Origin of the sequence: Mumia sp. Pv4-285, from assembly GCF_041320275.1 — a bacterium.
GTDB classification, from domain to species: domain Bacteria; phylum Actinomycetota; class Actinomycetes; order Propionibacteriales; family Nocardioidaceae; genus Mumia; species Mumia qirimensis.
Window position 1 is genome coordinate 3,241,670 of record NZ_CP162023.1, and the last position, 14,072, is coordinate 3,255,741.

General features: G+C 68.9%; 17 protein-coding genes. 10 read left to right on the plus strand and 7 right to left on the minus strand.

Annotation, left to right across the window (positions count from 1 at the left end; translation table 11 throughout):
* Window positions 1-2 precede the first annotated feature (2 nt).
* On the minus strand, window positions 3-686 hold the full coding sequence (locus AB3M34_RS15595) for a response regulator (protein WP_370615250.1): 684 nt from the start codon (window positions 684-686) through the stop codon (window positions 3-5).
* Window positions 683-1,828, minus strand: coding sequence for a sensor histidine kinase (locus AB3M34_RS15600; protein ID WP_370615252.1), 1,146 nt, complete (start codon window positions 1,826-1,828; stop codon window positions 683-685). The genes AB3M34_RS15595 and AB3M34_RS15600 overlap by 4 nt, the downstream gene beginning before the upstream one ends.
* 184 nt (window positions 1,829-2,012) lie before the next feature.
* On the opposite strand from AB3M34_RS15600, the gene AB3M34_RS15605 reads away from it, so the two are divergent.
* Complete coding sequence (locus AB3M34_RS15605) at window positions 2,013-2,648, plus strand: hypothetical protein (RefSeq protein WP_370615254.1); 636 nt, start codon at window positions 2,013-2,015, stop codon at window positions 2,646-2,648.
* Window positions 2,649-2,841: 193 nt separating this feature from the next.
* Here AB3M34_RS15605 and AB3M34_RS15610 read toward each other — a convergent pair whose 3' ends face one another.
* Both AB3M34_RS15610 and AB3M34_RS15615 read right to left on the minus strand, forming a co-directional pair.
* Window positions 2,842-3,708 (minus strand): ABC transporter permease, encoded by an 867-nt coding sequence (locus AB3M34_RS15610; protein ID WP_370615256.1) that lies wholly within the window; start codon window positions 3,706-3,708, stop codon window positions 2,842-2,844.
* Window positions 3,705-4,634: an ATP-binding cassette domain-containing protein gene (locus tag AB3M34_RS15615; RefSeq protein WP_370615257.1), complete on the minus strand. Its 930-nt coding sequence runs from the start codon at window positions 4,632-4,634 to the stop codon at window positions 3,705-3,707. Before AB3M34_RS15615 ends, AB3M34_RS15610 begins: the two co-directional genes overlap by 4 nt.
* A 130-nt stretch (window positions 4,635-4,764) precedes the next feature.
* On the opposite strand from AB3M34_RS15615, the gene AB3M34_RS15620 reads away from it, so the two are divergent.
* Together AB3M34_RS15620 and AB3M34_RS15625 are read left to right on the plus strand one after the other, a co-directional pair.
* The gene (locus AB3M34_RS15620; RefSeq protein ID WP_370615258.1) at window positions 4,765-5,874 is read left to right on the plus strand and encodes a sensor histidine kinase; all 1,110 of its coding nucleotides are present in this window, start codon (window positions 4,765-4,767) and stop codon (window positions 5,872-5,874) included.
* Complete coding sequence (locus AB3M34_RS15625) at window positions 5,871-6,527, plus strand: response regulator (RefSeq protein WP_370615260.1); 657 nt, start codon at window positions 5,871-5,873, stop codon at window positions 6,525-6,527. Before AB3M34_RS15620 ends, AB3M34_RS15625 begins: the two co-directional genes overlap by 4 nt.
* A gap of 53 nt (window positions 6,528-6,580) precedes the next feature.
* Here AB3M34_RS15625 and AB3M34_RS15630 read toward each other — a convergent pair whose 3' ends face one another.
* The gene (locus AB3M34_RS15630) at window positions 6,581-7,546 is read right to left on the minus strand and encodes an NAD(P)-dependent alcohol dehydrogenase (RefSeq protein ID WP_370615262.1); all 966 of its coding nucleotides are present in this window, start codon (window positions 7,544-7,546) and stop codon (window positions 6,581-6,583) included.
* A 115-nt stretch (window positions 7,547-7,661) separates the two neighbouring features.
* Between AB3M34_RS15630 and AB3M34_RS15635 the strand changes: the two genes are divergently transcribed.
* Window positions 7,662-8,114, plus strand: a complete 453-nt coding sequence (locus AB3M34_RS15635; RefSeq protein ID WP_370615264.1) for an HIT family protein — start codon at window positions 7,662-7,664, stop codon at window positions 8,112-8,114.
* A gap of 7 nt (window positions 8,115-8,121) precedes the next feature.
* Here the strand turns inward: AB3M34_RS15635 and AB3M34_RS15640 are convergent, their stop codons facing one another.
* Entirely contained in the window at window positions 8,122-8,730 is a 609-nt protein-coding gene (locus tag AB3M34_RS15640) for a TetR/AcrR family transcriptional regulator (RefSeq protein ID WP_370615266.1), read from the minus strand.
* Between the two features lie 67 nt (window positions 8,731-8,797).
* Here AB3M34_RS15640 and AB3M34_RS15645 point away from each other — a divergent pair, with 67 nt between their 5' ends.
* The 3 genes from AB3M34_RS15645 (at window position 8,798) to AB3M34_RS15655 (ending at window position 11,084) form a co-directional block, all read left to right on the plus strand.
* Entirely contained in the window at window positions 8,798-9,316 is a 519-nt protein-coding gene (locus tag AB3M34_RS15645) for a nitroreductase family deazaflavin-dependent oxidoreductase (RefSeq protein WP_370615268.1), read from the plus strand.
* A 108-nt stretch (window positions 9,317-9,424) separates the two neighbouring features.
* Window positions 9,425-10,981, plus strand: a complete 1,557-nt coding sequence (locus AB3M34_RS15650; RefSeq protein WP_370615269.1) for a sodium-dependent transporter — start codon at window positions 9,425-9,427, stop codon at window positions 10,979-10,981.
* Between the two features lies 1 nt (window position 10,982).
* Window positions 10,983-11,084, plus strand: a complete 102-nt coding sequence (locus AB3M34_RS15655; protein WP_370615271.1) for a methionine/alanine import family NSS transporter small subunit — start codon at window positions 10,983-10,985, stop codon at window positions 11,082-11,084.
* 8 nt (window positions 11,085-11,092) lie between these two features.
* On the opposite strand, the gene AB3M34_RS15660 is transcribed toward AB3M34_RS15655, so the two are convergent.
* A complete protein-coding gene (locus tag AB3M34_RS15660) occupies window positions 11,093-11,431 on the minus strand; it encodes a YciI family protein (protein ID WP_370615273.1) in 339 nt (112 codons plus the stop codon).
* Between the two features lie 87 nt (window positions 11,432-11,518).
* Between AB3M34_RS15660 and AB3M34_RS15665 the strand changes: the two genes are divergently transcribed.
* The 3 genes from AB3M34_RS15665 to AB3M34_RS15675 all read left to right on the plus strand — a co-directional run bounded on the left by AB3M34_RS15665 (window position 11,519) and on the right by AB3M34_RS15675 (window position 14,053).
* Window positions 11,519-12,175, plus strand: a complete 657-nt coding sequence (locus tag AB3M34_RS15665) for a winged helix-turn-helix transcriptional regulator (protein WP_370615275.1) — start codon at window positions 11,519-11,521, stop codon at window positions 12,173-12,175.
* Entirely contained in the window at window positions 12,172-13,563 is a 1,392-nt protein-coding gene (locus AB3M34_RS15670) for an MFS transporter (RefSeq protein WP_370615277.1), read from the plus strand. The genes AB3M34_RS15665 and AB3M34_RS15670 overlap by 4 nt, the downstream gene beginning before the upstream one ends.
* Before the next feature lie 130 nt (window positions 13,564-13,693).
* Complete coding sequence (locus AB3M34_RS15675) at window positions 13,694-14,053, plus strand: VOC family protein (RefSeq protein ID WP_370615279.1); 360 nt, start codon at window positions 13,694-13,696, stop codon at window positions 14,051-14,053.
* Window positions 14,054-14,072 lie beyond the last annotated feature (19 nt).

Sequence of the window (14,072 nt, forward strand, 5' to 3'; positions counted from 1 at the left end):
ATTCAGCGCTCTCCGGCGAGGCCGGTCTCGTAGGCGAAGATGACCGCCTGAACGCGATCGCGGAGGCCAAGCTTGGTCAGGATGTGACCGATGTGCGTCTTGACCGTGGTTTCGGAGACGAACATGTGGGTGGCGATCTCGGAGTTCGTGAGCCCTTTGGCCAGGTGGAGCAGGGTCTCGCGCTCACGGGTTGTGAGCGCGTCGAGGCTGCTGCGAGCACGGGGGTCGATCACCGCGGGGCGATCCAGGTAGGTCTCGATCATGCGCCGGGTGATCGAAGGCGCCAGCAGGGAATCTCCGCCGTGCACCGCCCTGATGCCGGCGACGAGGAACTCAGGTTGCACGTCCTTGAGGAGGAATCCGCTCGCACCTGCACGCAACGCGTCGAACACGTACTCGTCCATGTCGAAAGTCGTGAGCATGACGACGCGGACCTCCTCCCCGCTCGCCGCCACGATGCGCTCGGTCGCGGTGATGCCATCGGTGCCCGGCATCCGTACGTCCATCAGCACGACGTCCGGTTTGACGGACGCCGCGAGGTCGACCGCCTCGTCACCATCGGCTGCCTCTCCCACCACGGTGAGGTCGGGCTCGATCTCGAGGATGAGGCGGAAGCCGGTGCGCACGAGCGCCTGGTCGTCGACGACGAGCACGCCGATGGTCGCGGTGTCCTCGGCCGTCGTCACGCCGGCTCCAACGGCAGGGTCGCAAGCAGCTCGAAGCCGCCGTCGGGCAGCGGCCGGGCGACGAGCTCGCCGCCGTACACCGCTACGCGCTCCCGCATGCCCAGCAGACCGCTGCCCGCTTCAGCCACGGCGGCATGCGCCACCGTCGCTGGTTCTCCGTCGTCGCTGACGCACAGCCGCAGCGTGGTCTCGCCGTAGTCCATCCTCACCTGCGCTGCTCGCGGGTTGCGGGCGTGGCGCAACGCATTGGTGAGCCCCTCCTGGACAAGCCGGTACGCCGTCAGGTCGAGCCCCGGCGCCAGTGACCGTGGCGTGCCGGAGATGGTGAGCTCGACCGGCAACCCGGCGGCACGGAACTTCTCGAGGAGCCTGTCGAGCTGATCGGTGCCGGGAGGTGGCTCGCGGTCGCCTGGTCTCCCGTCCTCGCGCAGCACGCCGACCATGCGGCGCATCTCTGCGAGGGCTTCACGCCCAACCGACTCGACGGTTTCGAGGGCACGTCGCTCGACCGCCTGATCGGGGGCCAGCCGGCGGCGTACGGCAGAGGCCTGGACCGTCATGACGCTCACGCTGTGCCCGATCACGTCGTGCAGCTCGCGGGCGATCCGTGTCCGCTCCACCGCGACCGCATGGGCCTCACGCTGCTCACGGGCGAGCCGGCGCTGGTCAGCGTTGAGCCGGACGCTGCGGACGAGCGCGCCGAGCAGCCAAGCGATGACGAACGGTGACATCCACACGCTGCTGCCGTACCAGTCTGCGAGGGAGTCGTTCATCGGATCGAACGCCGACCACGCGAGCCATCCCACAGGCGCGAGCGCCAACGCGATCCAGGAGCGCCTCCACTCGAGCCACCGCGCGCACGTGTACGTCGCGATCAAGGGCGCCAGTGCAACCGCGAATCCTTCGGGCGACCCGTACATCGCATGCTCGACGACGCAGGCCGCCGTCATCGCCACCAGACACGTCAGCGGGCGCCAGCGACGCATGACGAGGAGCAGCGCCAGCACGGCGTACAGCGCCGACTGTGCCCAGAGCGGACCCTGCCGGTGGGTCTCGCCGTAGCCCCACCATGCCTCTGCCTGCCCCTGCATGCCGACGGCGATCGCCAGAGCGATGTCGAAGGCCCACTGCTTGCGGGTCACACTCCGACGTTACGTCCAGAGCTGTCGCGGCGCGTCCTCCTTCCGGAGGATTACGTTCTCCTCCTCGCGGTCGGCAGATCTCGCTCCCGCTGACGACGACATGGGCGTCCACGGCTCCCTAGCGTCGAAACCGGTCCGTCGGATCGGAGCCGGCGACCACGGCTCACCACTCTGGGGAGGAACCATGAACACCATTCCACGCACTGCGGGCCTCGGTCTGCTCGTCTTCCTTGCCGGCATCATCGTCTGGAGCTTCGCAGGCACGATGGGCGGCAACTTTCACGAGTCCGAGGTTCAAGCCTTCGTCGAAGGGCGGCACCGCAACCTCGACTTCGCCCTGTACACCGTCGGCGCCCTCACCTCGATGGGGTTGATCGTCTTCGGATGGGCTGTCCGCGACAGGGTCGACCGAGTCGGCGGGTGGGTGTGGGGCCTGTCCGTCGCCGGCGTGGCGACCGCGGTGTCCGGTCTGTGCGTGCTCGGCGGGTTCCAGGTCGCGATGGCCGAAGGTGGCGCACAGGCACAAGAGATCCCGCTGTCGGTTGCGTACACGATCGGCACCATCGGCCACCTCTTCGCGGGGCCGGCACCGGCGCTCTTCGTCGGCACCATCGCGCTGCTGCTGGCGGCGAAGGCAGAGATGCCCGGCTGGATGCGGGTGTTCACCGTGCTCGCCGGTGTCTGCGCCATCACCGCGGCGCTGTACTTCACCGCTGCCGTCTACCTGCTGTGGCTGCTGGTCTTCGGGATCTGGGTCGTGGCACACCGGCGGCCGAGCGCGCGCCGCAGCGGCGATCGGACGGCGGAGTCGCTGGTCTGATCTGAGGCGACCTCGTGCGGTACGGCGTCTCTCCACGACCCTCCTGCCGTTGAGGGCAAGGATCCGCGAGCGCTTGTGGTCGACTCAGCGAGAGCGTGTTCCGCGTCGACACGAGGACCGACCATCGACGGGAGATCCGATCCATACGATGGGTCGGATCTCCCGTCGTGGCGATCGACGTGCGGCAGGCGACTCAGGCGACGTCGCGGCGTCGTACGAGGACGAGCACCAGGACCACGAGCCCGACGCAGTACGCCGTCACCGTCACCAGCGCCTGCCCGCCCGAGAGCACGTCGAGAATCCCGGGAGTCTCGTTCGGGTTGGCCGAGACGTCGATGAGCGCGCCGACGAGCGAGCCGCCCGCCGTCCCCGGGAGGACCTCGGTCACCGCCTCGACGGGTCCGAGCAGCGCGCCGACCCCGCGGAGGAGGTTCTCGATGACCAGGGCCCAGACCAGTCCGAGGCCGACCGCAAGGGCCGGACCGCGCGCTACGGTCCCGAGGGCGTAGCCGAGCAACACCCACATCTCGAGCACGAGGAAGCCGCCGGCGAACGACTCGAGCAGCGAGCCGACCGATGGCCACGTAACGGTCTGCGACTCCACCCCAGCGACGAGCAGCGAGACGCCGGTGAACAGCACCAGGGTCAACGCAAGGATGCCGACGACGGCAACCGTGAGAGCCACGAGCGAGCCGCCCACCGCAACGGGGCGGGACGGACCCTGGGTGAAGACCGTCTTCCATGTGCCCCAGCCGTAGCCGTTGCCGGCCACGATCGCCCCGAGCACCAGTGCCAGCGCACCGCCGAACATCGGCAGCCCCTGGACGAGCACCGTCGGGAGCGCAGCCGGCAGCATCTCGACGAGCAGCTGTGTCCGGGTGTCGCCGTCGCCGGCGAAGCTGAGGTCGCCTGTCCGGTAGGACAGGTAGGGGAACAGGTAGCCGAACACCAGGGCCAGCGCGACCCACACGGTCAACGTCACCCACACGGCCGGCCACTTGCGGAGGCGGAGCAGCTCCGCCCGCGTGCTGCGCGTCGTACTGTCGATCACGGTGGTCATGACACCCTCTCTTCCGTCTGCACTGCCGTCGTCGCCGTTGTGGTGGTCATCTCGAAGAAGACCTCTTCGAGGGTGCGCTCAGCCGGGGACACCTCGTGGACGTCGACACCGGCCGCCACCAGATCCCGTACGAGTGCAGGCGCGGCCGACGCCGGCAGCCCGACCTCGAGCCCGCGCGGCGTACGGCGTACGGCGTCCTCCCCCGCGACCCGCATCGCGACCGCGATCGCCGCGTCCTCCGGGGTCGCGTGCACCCGGAGTGTGGCGTCGCCGCGCAGCTCGTCGACCCGAGCCTCGCGCAGCAGCCGACCTCCGTTGATGACACCGACGCGGTCGCAGATCTCCTGGACCTCGGCTAGCAGGTGGCTCGAGAGCAGCACGGTCTGCCCGCCGCGCGCGAGCGACACCACGAGGGCACGCATGTCGGCCATGCCTGCGGGGTCGAGCCCGTTCGTCGGCTCGTCGAGCACGATCAGCTCCGGGTCGCCCATGAGCGCGGAGGCCACACCGAGCCGCTGCTTCATACCGAGTGAGTACGCCTTGAACTTGTCGTCCGCACGGTCCGCGAGGTCGACGCGGGCCAGTGCGGCAGCGACCGCGTCGTCGCCCAGGCCGCGGTAGCGGGCCATCGTCCGCAGGTTGTCGCGCCCGGACAGGTACGGGAAGAACCCGGGCCCCTCTACGAGTGCCCCCACCCGAGCGATTGTGTCGGGGCGACCGGCAGGCCGTCCCAAGACGCTCGCCGTACCGGCCGTGGGCAGGATCAGTCCGAGCATCATCCGCAGGGTCGTCGTCTTGCCGGCCCCGTTCGGGCCGAGGAATCCGTAGACCTCGCCCCGCCGTACGGTCATGCTGACCGAGTCCACGGCGAGTCGGTCGCCGTACCTCTTGGTCAGCCCGTCTGTCAGTACCACCAGATCGTCCATGTCCCCACGGTCGTCGCCGCGGCGCCGCAAAGCGTCCGTCGTGTCGCGGCTCCTCCGTACGCGGATCTGCGTACGGCGGAGCCTCGCGTGGTCGTACGCCGCAGGGCTCGGCGCGGTCTATCCTCGGCCCGTGAGCGACCGGCGAATCGACGTGGTCCACGCTCCCGGCTGGTGGCCGTGGACCGTGGTGATCGTCGTGCTGCTCGGCACCGTCGCGTCCAACCGGGAGGTGGGTTCCGGCCACGGCGAGGTCATCGGTGCCAGCCTCACCGCCGTGCTCGCCGTCCTTCCCGCCATCCTCCCGTGGCGGGCGGAGGTCGCGCTCGCAGCCAGCGGACTCTGCACCGCCGTCTACTTCGGGGCAGGCTTCGCGGACGGACCGATCTTCCTGGCGCTCCCGACCGTGACATTCGTGCTCGCGATGCGCGCCACCTCGTACCGGTGGGTGCCGTGGGCTGTCGGTGCCGCCCTCGTCGCAGCCGCCTCGCTCGTGATCCGGATGCTGGCCACCGACGGACCGCGGACGCAGGAGGTGTGGCAGGCCATCGGGTTGCTCGCCGTGGTCGCCGCGGCCGGTGCCGTCGCCACCGCCGTGAGCCAGCTGCAGTCCTCGCGCGCCGACCGTAGCGCCCGCGCGGCGACCGAGGAGCAGCTGCGGATGGCGCAGGACCTGCACGACGGTGTCGGCCATGGCCTCGCCGTGATCGCGATGCAGGCCGGCGTCGCACTGCACGTTCTCGATCGCGATCCGGCGAAGGCACGCGAGAGCGTCGAGGCGATCCGCGTGACGAGCCGCGAGTCGCTCGACGCGCTGCGTGCCGAGCTCGGGCGGATGTCGGGCGCCGATGCCGTACGCCGCCCTGCACGGGGACTCGACGATCTCGACGCGCTGCTCGACCGGGTACGCGCCGGCGGGCTGGACGTCGTACGAACAGGCGACGTGGGCGACGCCGACGACCGCCTCGGTGAGGTCGTCTACGCGGTCGTGCAGGAGGCCTTGACGAACGTCCTCCGGCACGCGGGCGCGACCCGGGCGGTGGTCGCCCTCACGCGCAGCGACCCCGTGCTCGACGTGACGGTGAGCGACGACGGACGCGGTGGCCCGACCTCCGGCCAGGATGAGGGCATGGGCATCACAGGCATGCGCGCACGGGTCCGTGAAGTCGGTGGCACGCTCGTGGTGGGTCCCGCCGAGGGTGCAGGATTCCGCGTCCATGCCTCGCTGCCGGAGGAACCGTGATCAGGGTCGGGCTTGTCGACGACCAGCCGCTCGTCCGGATGGGGCTCGCGACGCTGATCGCCACCGAGGACGGGCTCGAGCTGGTCGGCGAGGCAGCGGACGGACGCGAGGGGCTCGCACTGATCCGCCGGACGACCCCCGACGTGGTGCTGTGCGACATCCGGATGCCCGTGCTGGACGGGCTCGCGCTGCTCGCCGAGGTGAACGGTGACGCCGCGCTGGACGGCGTACGGATCGTGATGCTGACGACCTTCGAGCTCGACGAGTACGTCTTCGAGGCGTTACGACACGGGGCCAGTGGCTTCTTGCTCAAAGACGCAGAGCCGACGGCGCTGCTCGACGGCATCCGCGTCGTGGCCGCGGGCGGGTCGCTGCTCGCCCCGTCGGTGACGCGCACCGTGATCGAGCGATTCAGCGGCTCGTCCGCCACGGCCCGCCCGCACCCGCGGCTGGAGGACCTCACCGAGAGGGAGCGCGAGATCCTCGGATGGGTCGCAACCGGCCGCTCTAACCAGGAGATTGCCGACGCGCTCGTGGTCAGCCCCGAAACGGTGCGCACTCACGTCAGCCGCGCGATGGTCAAGCTCCATGCGCGCGACCGGGCACAGCTCGTGGTGTTCGCCATCGAGTCCGGCCTCCGAGCTGACCGATAGCCACCGCATGGGCGAGCCGCGCTGAGGCGCAACTTGACGACCGGTCCTGATCATCAGCCCTCGGGCACCTCGAGCACGATCTTGCCGCGGCTGTCGCCCGCGGCGAGCCGGGCCAAGGCTGCCTTCGCGTCGTGCAGTGGATACACGCTGTCGATCCGCGGCGTGAAGGCGCCCTGGCGGATCAGGGCACTGACTGATTCAAGCTCCGCCCGCGACTGCGGCACCACCAGCACGCCGACCCGCTTGCCATGGACCCTCCCGACCAAAGGGCCGAGGGACGCCGTACCCAGCAAGATCCTGGCTCTCCCGCCGAGCATCGCGTACCGCCCGCCAGGACGCAGAGCGTGGTGCACACGGAACGGCGAGCGTTCAGCGACGAGATCCACGATCAGGTCGTAGCGCCCGCGCTCGTCGGCCCAGTCGTCCTTGGCGAAGTCGATGGTGTGGTCCGCCCCGATCTCGTTCAGGAAGTCGGCCTTGTCGCCTCGGTCGACCGCGGTCACCTCGGCACCGGCGTGCTTCGCAAGACCGACAACGAAGACTCCACCGGCACCACCGGCGCCGTTGACCAGCACGGCGTCTCCGGGTCGGACACCGGCCGTTGCCCTCCGCGCGATGCCTCCAGCCTGCGGGATCGCCGCCGCTTCGACGAACGAGAGTCCGTCGGGCTTGCGGGCCAACAGCTTGGGCCGCGTGGCAACGAGCTCCGCCATCCCGCCGCGATACCCGGCGAGCTCGCCGTACAGCTGGTCACCCCAGGCGTACTCCGTGACCCGACGACCGACGGCCGCGACCACGCCGGCGACGTCGGAGCCGGGCACGGGGTTCCGCGGACGGCGCAGCCCGTTGGTCCACCGCGCGTACGCGGGTCGGCCCGCCAGGTTCTCCCGGTCCGAGCCGTTCAGCGAGACTGCTCGGACGCGGAGAAGAATCTCGTCATCGGCCGGCACGGGGTCGGGGAGCTCGCCCCACCGTACGACGTCCGCGCTGCCGTACCTGTCCTGGATGACGGCTTGCATAGAGACCCCTGCCTGCGGCACTCGAGCTGTCCACCATGCTATCCGCGTCGGGCAGATCATCGGTCGAGCGCAGTAATACGTGGCACGCATCCGACTCGCCTGAAACGATCGCGCCATGACTCAGGCGCCGGAGGCCGTGCGGGACGGGTGCATCTTCTGCGCCATCGTGGCGCAGCGGGCGGAAGCCAGCATGGTCTATGAAGACGACATCACCGTGGTGTTCATGGACATCAACCCAGCGACACCCGGACACCTTCTCGTCGTGCCCCGCAGACATGCAGTAGGCCTGGAGGACCTCGACGGAGAGACGAGCGTTCACGTGTGGTCGGTCGGCCACCAGATGGCACGAGCCGTGCGGCGCTCGGGCTTGCGCTGCGACGGGATCAACCTCTTCGTCGCCGATGGCACGGTCGCGTTCCAGGAGGTGCTCCATTTCCACTTGCACGTCATCCCCCGCTTCGCAGGGGATGGCTTCGTGATCCAGGCTGACTGGAAGGCCCGCGACCGACTGCTCCTGGACGCCGACGCCGAAGCGCTCAGAGGCGCCCTCCTTCGGGGAACCGACTGACCAGTCGCTATGTCTCGGAGGCGATGCCGTCGATCACCGTGTCCACGACGCCCTCGAGGAAGTCGCCGTCTACCGGTTCGCCGGTGAGCAGGAGCCGCAGGTGGATCGGGCCGATCACTGACTCGATGACCCGCTGCGGATCGGTGTCGGCGGCGGCCTCGCCGCGGTCCACTCCCCGGCTGACGATGACCGCGTCGAGTGCGAGCCGCTGGGCCCAGAAGTCGCGGGCCGCGGCCGCCAAGGTGCTGTCGTGCGGCGCTCCTGCCACGACCGCTCTGGCCATGGCCGACACCTCCGGGGTGGCGGCGTTGGTCGCCACGGTCTCGGCGAACTCCAGCAGATCGGCTCGCAAGGATCCGGTGTCCGGGACCGACACGCGCGTGCCCGCGCGTTCGAGCATGGCCTCGAGCACCAGCCCCTCCTTGGTCCCCCATCGGCGATAGAGGGTCGTCTTGGCGACACCCGCGCGCCGCGCGACCCTCTCCAGGCTCACCGCGGCGTAGCCGCCGTCGGACAGCTCGGCGATGGTCGCCTCGACCACTGCGGCACGCACCAGCCTGCTGGGCCCTCGAGAGCGTCGCTCCGCTCCCAGTCGTCCTTCTTGCTTCGGGGTCACGCGGACATAGTAGATGAAACTGCTCGTATCTATTGCTACTACTCGTAGCATTTGATACGTTCACGAGATGCAGCAGAGCTATCGGCAGGCCCGACTTGCGCGGCGGATCATCCGACGCCAAGCGGCGACGCGACCGATGGCCACGCTGTACGGCGTCATCCAACAACCCTTGGACGAGCTGGTCTACCGGCTCTCTTCGGGGCGGACCACGGCGTCGGGGTGGCTCGCCGGGCTCGAGATCGCGATGCTCACGACGACCGGCGCGAGGACGGGACTTCCGCGGACCGTGCCAGTGCTGCCACTGCCAGACGGCGACCGCACGATCCTCATCGCGTCGAACTTCGGCCGACCGCACCACCCCTCCTGGTACTACAACCTGCGAGCTCACCCTGCGGCGACGATCGTCCTCGGCGGCACCGCCCGCGAGGTGGTCGCCCGTGAGCTTCAGGGGGACGAGCGAGAACAGTGCTACCGACGGGGCGAGGAAGTCTTCCCCGGGTTCAGCTCCTACCGCCGGTGGACGCAGCGAGAGATCCCCGTGCTGACGCTCGACACAGCTGGCGGAGACAACGATCAGTTGCCCTGAGGAGACCGGATAGGCCGCCGGCATCCCTGGCAACGAGCTTCGCCATGCATTCCACGTCGATCCGCCCTAGTCTCGGCCGCAGGAGACACCCCGTACCAGGGAGGAACCGTGGCCCACGCCGACGTCACCGCCGATGAGCAGAAGCGGGGCATGTTCAACTCTCGCCGGGTCTTCATCCTGGCTGCGATCGGCTCCGCCGTCGGGTTGGGCAACATCTGGCGCTTTCCGTACGTGGCGTACGAGAACGGTGGCGGCGCGTTCGTCATCCCCTACCTGGTGGCGCTGCTGACCGCGGGCATCCCGTTCCTCTTCCTCGACTACGCGCTCGGGCATCGCAACCGCGGATCGGCACCGCTGTCGTTCGCGCGACAGTCGCGCCGGACCGAGGGCCTGGGCTGGTGGCAGGTAGGCATCTGCTTCATGATCGGCGTCTACTACGCGGCCGTCCTCGCATGGGCATTGCGCTACACGTTCTTCTCGTTCAACGAGTCCTGGGGTGACGATCCGGAGGGCTACTTCTTCGGGGAGTTCCTCGAGGTCAGCGAGCCCGGAGTCACTCTCGACCCGGTGTGGGGAGTCATGATCCCCCTCGCCGTCGTGTGGGCAGCGCTGATCGCGGTGCTCGTCCTCGGTGTCCAGAAGGGCATCGGCATGCTGTCGTTGATCTTCATCCCGATCCTCGTGATCGCGTTCGTCGCCCTCGTCGCACGATCCCTCTTCCTCGACGGCGCCATGGACGGACTCGACACGCTCTTCACGCCGGACTGGGAAGCGTTGACCAAACCCGGGGTGTGGGCCGCGGCATACGGTCAGATCTTCTTCTCGCTGTCGATCGGCTTCGGGATCATGATCACGTACTCCTCCTATGTGAAGCGCGACACCGACATGCCTGGCTCGGGCTTGGTCGTCGGCTTCGCCAACTCCGGCTTCGAGCTGCTGGCCGGCATCGGGGTCTTCGCAGCGCTGGGGTTCATGGCGCAGGCCAACGGCGTAGCCGTCGACGAGGTCGCAAGCAGCGGCATCGGGCTGGCGTTCATCGCGTTCCCGACGATCATCAGCGAGGCGTCATTCGGGGCGTTCATCGGCGTGCTGTTCTTCGCGTCCCTCGTGATTGCCGGCTTCACCTCGCTCGTCAGCGTGCTCGAGGTCGTGATCTCCGCCGTACGCGACAAGTTCGAGATGACCCGAGTCGGCGCAGTCGTGGCGGTCTCGGTTCCCTGCGCTCTGGTGAGCCTCGTGTTCCTCGGGACCACCTCCGGACTCTACGTCCTCGACATCATCGACAACTTCATGAACAAGTTCGGGATCCTCTTCGTGGCGATCGTCAGCATGGTCGTCCTCGCCTGGGTCGTACGCGCGCTGCCGTCGATGGCCGACCATCTCAACGAGTACAGCTCCATCCCGATCAGCGCCTGGTGGAAGGTGCTGGTCGGCTTCATCGCACCGATCGCTCTCGCGTACGTGCTCGTCCGCGAGTTCATCGACACCGTCGACACCCCGTACGGCGGTTATCCCGGCTGGATGCTCAACGTCTTCGGCTGGGGCACCGTCGTGGCCGTCATCGTCTTCGGGTTCGTCGCGACCAGAGTCCCGTGGCGACCGGAGACCACTCTGCAGGTACCCGAGTCACCAACGCCTCGCCAACCGTCCGGGGAGGTGCGCTGAGATGAGCGGACCAGCGATCGTGATGATGATCGTGGCGATCGTCGTCATCTGGGGAAGCCTCGCGGCAGCGATCTGGAACCTGTCGACCCGTAGCCCGGAGTAGCAGCGCGGCTAGCTCTCGGGGTCGTACATGAACTCCCGGAGCTCCTGCGCGCAACGGCACGCGGTCGCGATCTTGCGGGCCCACTCCTCCGCGGCTTCGCGGTCCGGAAGCTCCAGGACGGTGAACCCGCCCCGGATGTTCGTTCCGGGATAGGGCTCTGAGCCCAGCGAGCCGTCGGCCGAGACGAGCACCGGATCGACCGACTCGTCGATCCCGCCTCCGAACACGTATACGCCGGCGGCTTTGGCTTCCTCGATGACGGCATGGGACTCGGCGGCGACGATCGGGAGCTCCTCGTCTGTGAGGACCATTGCCTCGCTCGGGAAGGAGATCAGGTACTTGGTCACCCGTCGATCCTGCCGGTGGCGCAGCAGGGTGGCAAGCGGAACTTGCAAACTGCAAGCAACTGCTTGCAAATCTGATAACGTCCCTGGATGCGTACCTACTCCGATGCCTGCGGCGTGGCGCGAGCGCTCGACGTGGTCGGAGAACGCTGGGCGCTCCTCGTCGTCCGCGAGCTCCTCCTCGGTCCGAAGCGATACACCGACCTCGCCGTGGCGCTGCCCGGTGTGAGCACCAACATCCTCGGCACGCGTCTTGGCGAGCTCGAACAGACAGGAGTCCTCACCAAACGCAAGCTGCCACCGCCGACGGCCGTCACCGTGTACGAGCTGACACCGTGGGGTCGCGAGCTTGAGCCCGCGATCCTTGCCCTCGGGCGGTGGGGAGCTGCGACGAGCGAAGGCCCGTCGACGCTGTCGTTCAGCGCGTCGTCGTTCATCCTGTCGCTGAGGACGAACTTCTCCCCCGCTCGCGCCCGGGGAGTCACGGCGCGGTTCGCCGTCCGGCTCGGCGACGAGCGGTTCGCGGGAACCGTCGATGACGGCACCCTCGCCGTCCTCCGCAGCGACGACCCTGACGTCGACGTGGAGATCGGCGGTGATCCGAAGGTCCTCGCGTCCGTCGTCTACACCGAGGCGACGCTCGATGCCGCGCTCGAGAGCGGCATGATCGCTGTCGCCGGCAGACGAGACCTGCTCGACCAGATCATCGACTGCTTTCCCCTGCCACTGGGCGCCGGCTCCCGATGAGGCCGGCCACCCCTGTCGGGGCTGCACCCGCGCTGGGGTTGCTGTGCGCCGCCTTCTTCATGGTCGTGCTCGACTCGACAAGCATCTTCACGGCCCTGCCCTTGATCGGCGCGGATCTCGCGATGACGCCGACGGCGCTCGCCTGGGTCGTCGCCGTCTACGGGGTGGTCGTGGCCGGCTTCCTGCTTCCCTTCGGCCGCATGGCCGACATCCTCGGCCGCCGACGGGTGTTCCTCGCCGCCGTCGCGGTCTTCGGCCTGGGATCGCTGGGGTGCGGCCTCGCCACCTCCGGCGCCGTCCTGATCGCGGCCCGTGCCGTCCAGGCGATCGGCGCCGCCGCTCTCACACCAGCAGCCTTGGCGCTGCTGCTGGCCCTCTACCCCGAGGGGCCCCGCCGCAACCGGGCGCTCGGAGTGTGGGGCGGCCTCGGAGGGATCGGCGCGACCGCCGGGTTGCTGCTCGGAGGACTCGTCACCGACCGCCTCGGCTGGTCGTGGATCTTCCTCATCAACATCCCCGTGTGCCTGCTGGTCGTCCTTCTCACTCCCCGCTGGCTCCCGGAGTCCAAGAAGCTCGGGCACCGCCGCCTCGATTTGGTGGGTGGCGCGCTGGTGTCGGCCGCGCTGATGCTGCTGGTGCTCGGGCTCCTCGCCGTCCCCGTCTCGGGATGGGCACCGCGGGTCTGGCTCCCGCTGACCTTCTCGGCAGCGATCGCCGCAGCCGTCGTGGTCGTCGAACGCCGTAGCACCGACCCGATCCTTCCGGCCCGGCTCTTCCAGTCACGCGCACTCGTCGTCGGCAACATCGTGGTCGTCGCCAGCGGCATCTGCGTCGACGGCCTCTTGACGCTGACGACCGTGTACGCCCAGCAGGTCCTCGGACTGACCTCGCTCGCATTCGGCCTGATCCTCGCGGCGATGACACTCAGCTCGGTGCTGGCCGTCGCCTACGGTCAGCGGATGGTGACACGACACGGCCTCCGAAGCGTCGCGCCCGTCGGTCTCGCCATGCTGGCGATCGCCTGCGCGTCGTTCACCGCTCTCCCTGCCGACGACGCCGGCGTGCCCCTGCTCATCGGCGGCCTGCTGGTGTTCGGCGTCGGCATGGGTGCAGCATTCGTCGCTGGACAGATCGGAGCCGTCAGCGACATCGACCCCGACGATGCCGGTGCCGCCTCCGGGCTGGAGGAGACCTCCTTCATGATCGGCTCGACCCTCGGCGTCGTCATCGTCACGGCCGTGGCTGCAACCGTGGCTGGTACGACCGGGGCGGACAGCCCGCCACAGATCGAGGGACTGCGCGCCGCATTCGCGACGCTGGCCGTGATCGCCGCAGCCGGCGCCGTGGCCGCGTCTGTGGCCTTTCCGAAGACCACCTCTGCGGTCTAGCCGGATCACAGGCGTCGCCACCGTGTCGCGTTTCTTCAAGCCGGCGCGACCCCGATCCGGCGATGCTGGCGCTCTGTCCACGACACCATCAGCGACGAGAGGTCTCGTCGCGGAGCGGAGAAGCATGAGCTTGGCCGAGTTGAAGATGATCACTCTGGACTGCGCGGACGCCCCGGCGTCGGCAGCATTCTGGTCCGAGGTGCTGGGCTGGGAGGTGGCGCACTCCCAAGACGAGTACGCCATGCTCACCGGACCCTCCCACGCGCTCGGCTTCGGCTCGATCCCCGACTACGAAGCGCCGGCGTGGCCCAACGAGCACGGCTCGAAGCAGTTCCATCTCGACCTTGCCGTCGACGATCTCGCGACCGCCGAGAAGGCCATGGTGGACCTCGGGGCCAGGGTCCCGGACGAGCAACCCGGCGAGACGTGGCGGGTGCTGATCGACCCCGGCGGGCATCCGTACTGCATCACACTGGCCGGCAACTGGTGAGCCGGGACGGCTGTCGCGC

Excerpts from the sequence above, each read along its gene's own strand:
- AB3M34_RS15605 (WP_370615254.1), top strand. The coding sequence starts at position 2,013 with ATGAACACCATTCCACGCACTGCGGGCCTCGGTCTGCTCGTCTTCCTT.
- AB3M34_RS15610 (WP_370615256.1), bottom strand. The coding sequence starts at position 3,708 with ATGACCACCGTGATCGACAGTACGACGCGCAGCACGCGGGCGGAGCTG.
- AB3M34_RS15615 (WP_370615257.1), bottom strand. The coding sequence starts at position 4,634 with ATGGACGATCTGGTGGTACTGACAGACGGGCTGACCAAGAGGTACGGC.
- AB3M34_RS15630 (WP_370615262.1), bottom strand. The coding sequence starts at position 7,546 with ATGCAAGCCGTCATCCAGGACAGGTACGGCAGCGCGGACGTCGTACGG.
- AB3M34_RS15635 (WP_370615264.1), top strand. The coding sequence starts at position 7,662 with ATGACTCAGGCGCCGGAGGCCGTGCGGGACGGGTGCATCTTCTGCGCC.
- AB3M34_RS15645 (WP_370615268.1), top strand. The coding sequence starts at position 8,798 with ATGCAGCAGAGCTATCGGCAGGCCCGACTTGCGCGGCGGATCATCCGA.
- AB3M34_RS15655 (WP_370615271.1), top strand. The coding sequence starts at position 10,983 with ATGAGCGGACCAGCGATCGTGATGATGATCGTGGCGATCGTCGTCATC.
- AB3M34_RS15665 (WP_370615275.1), top strand. The coding sequence starts at position 11,519 with ATGCGTACCTACTCCGATGCCTGCGGCGTGGCGCGAGCGCTCGACGTG.
- AB3M34_RS15670 (WP_370615277.1), top strand. The coding sequence starts at position 12,172 with ATGAGGCCGGCCACCCCTGTCGGGGCTGCACCCGCGCTGGGGTTGCTG.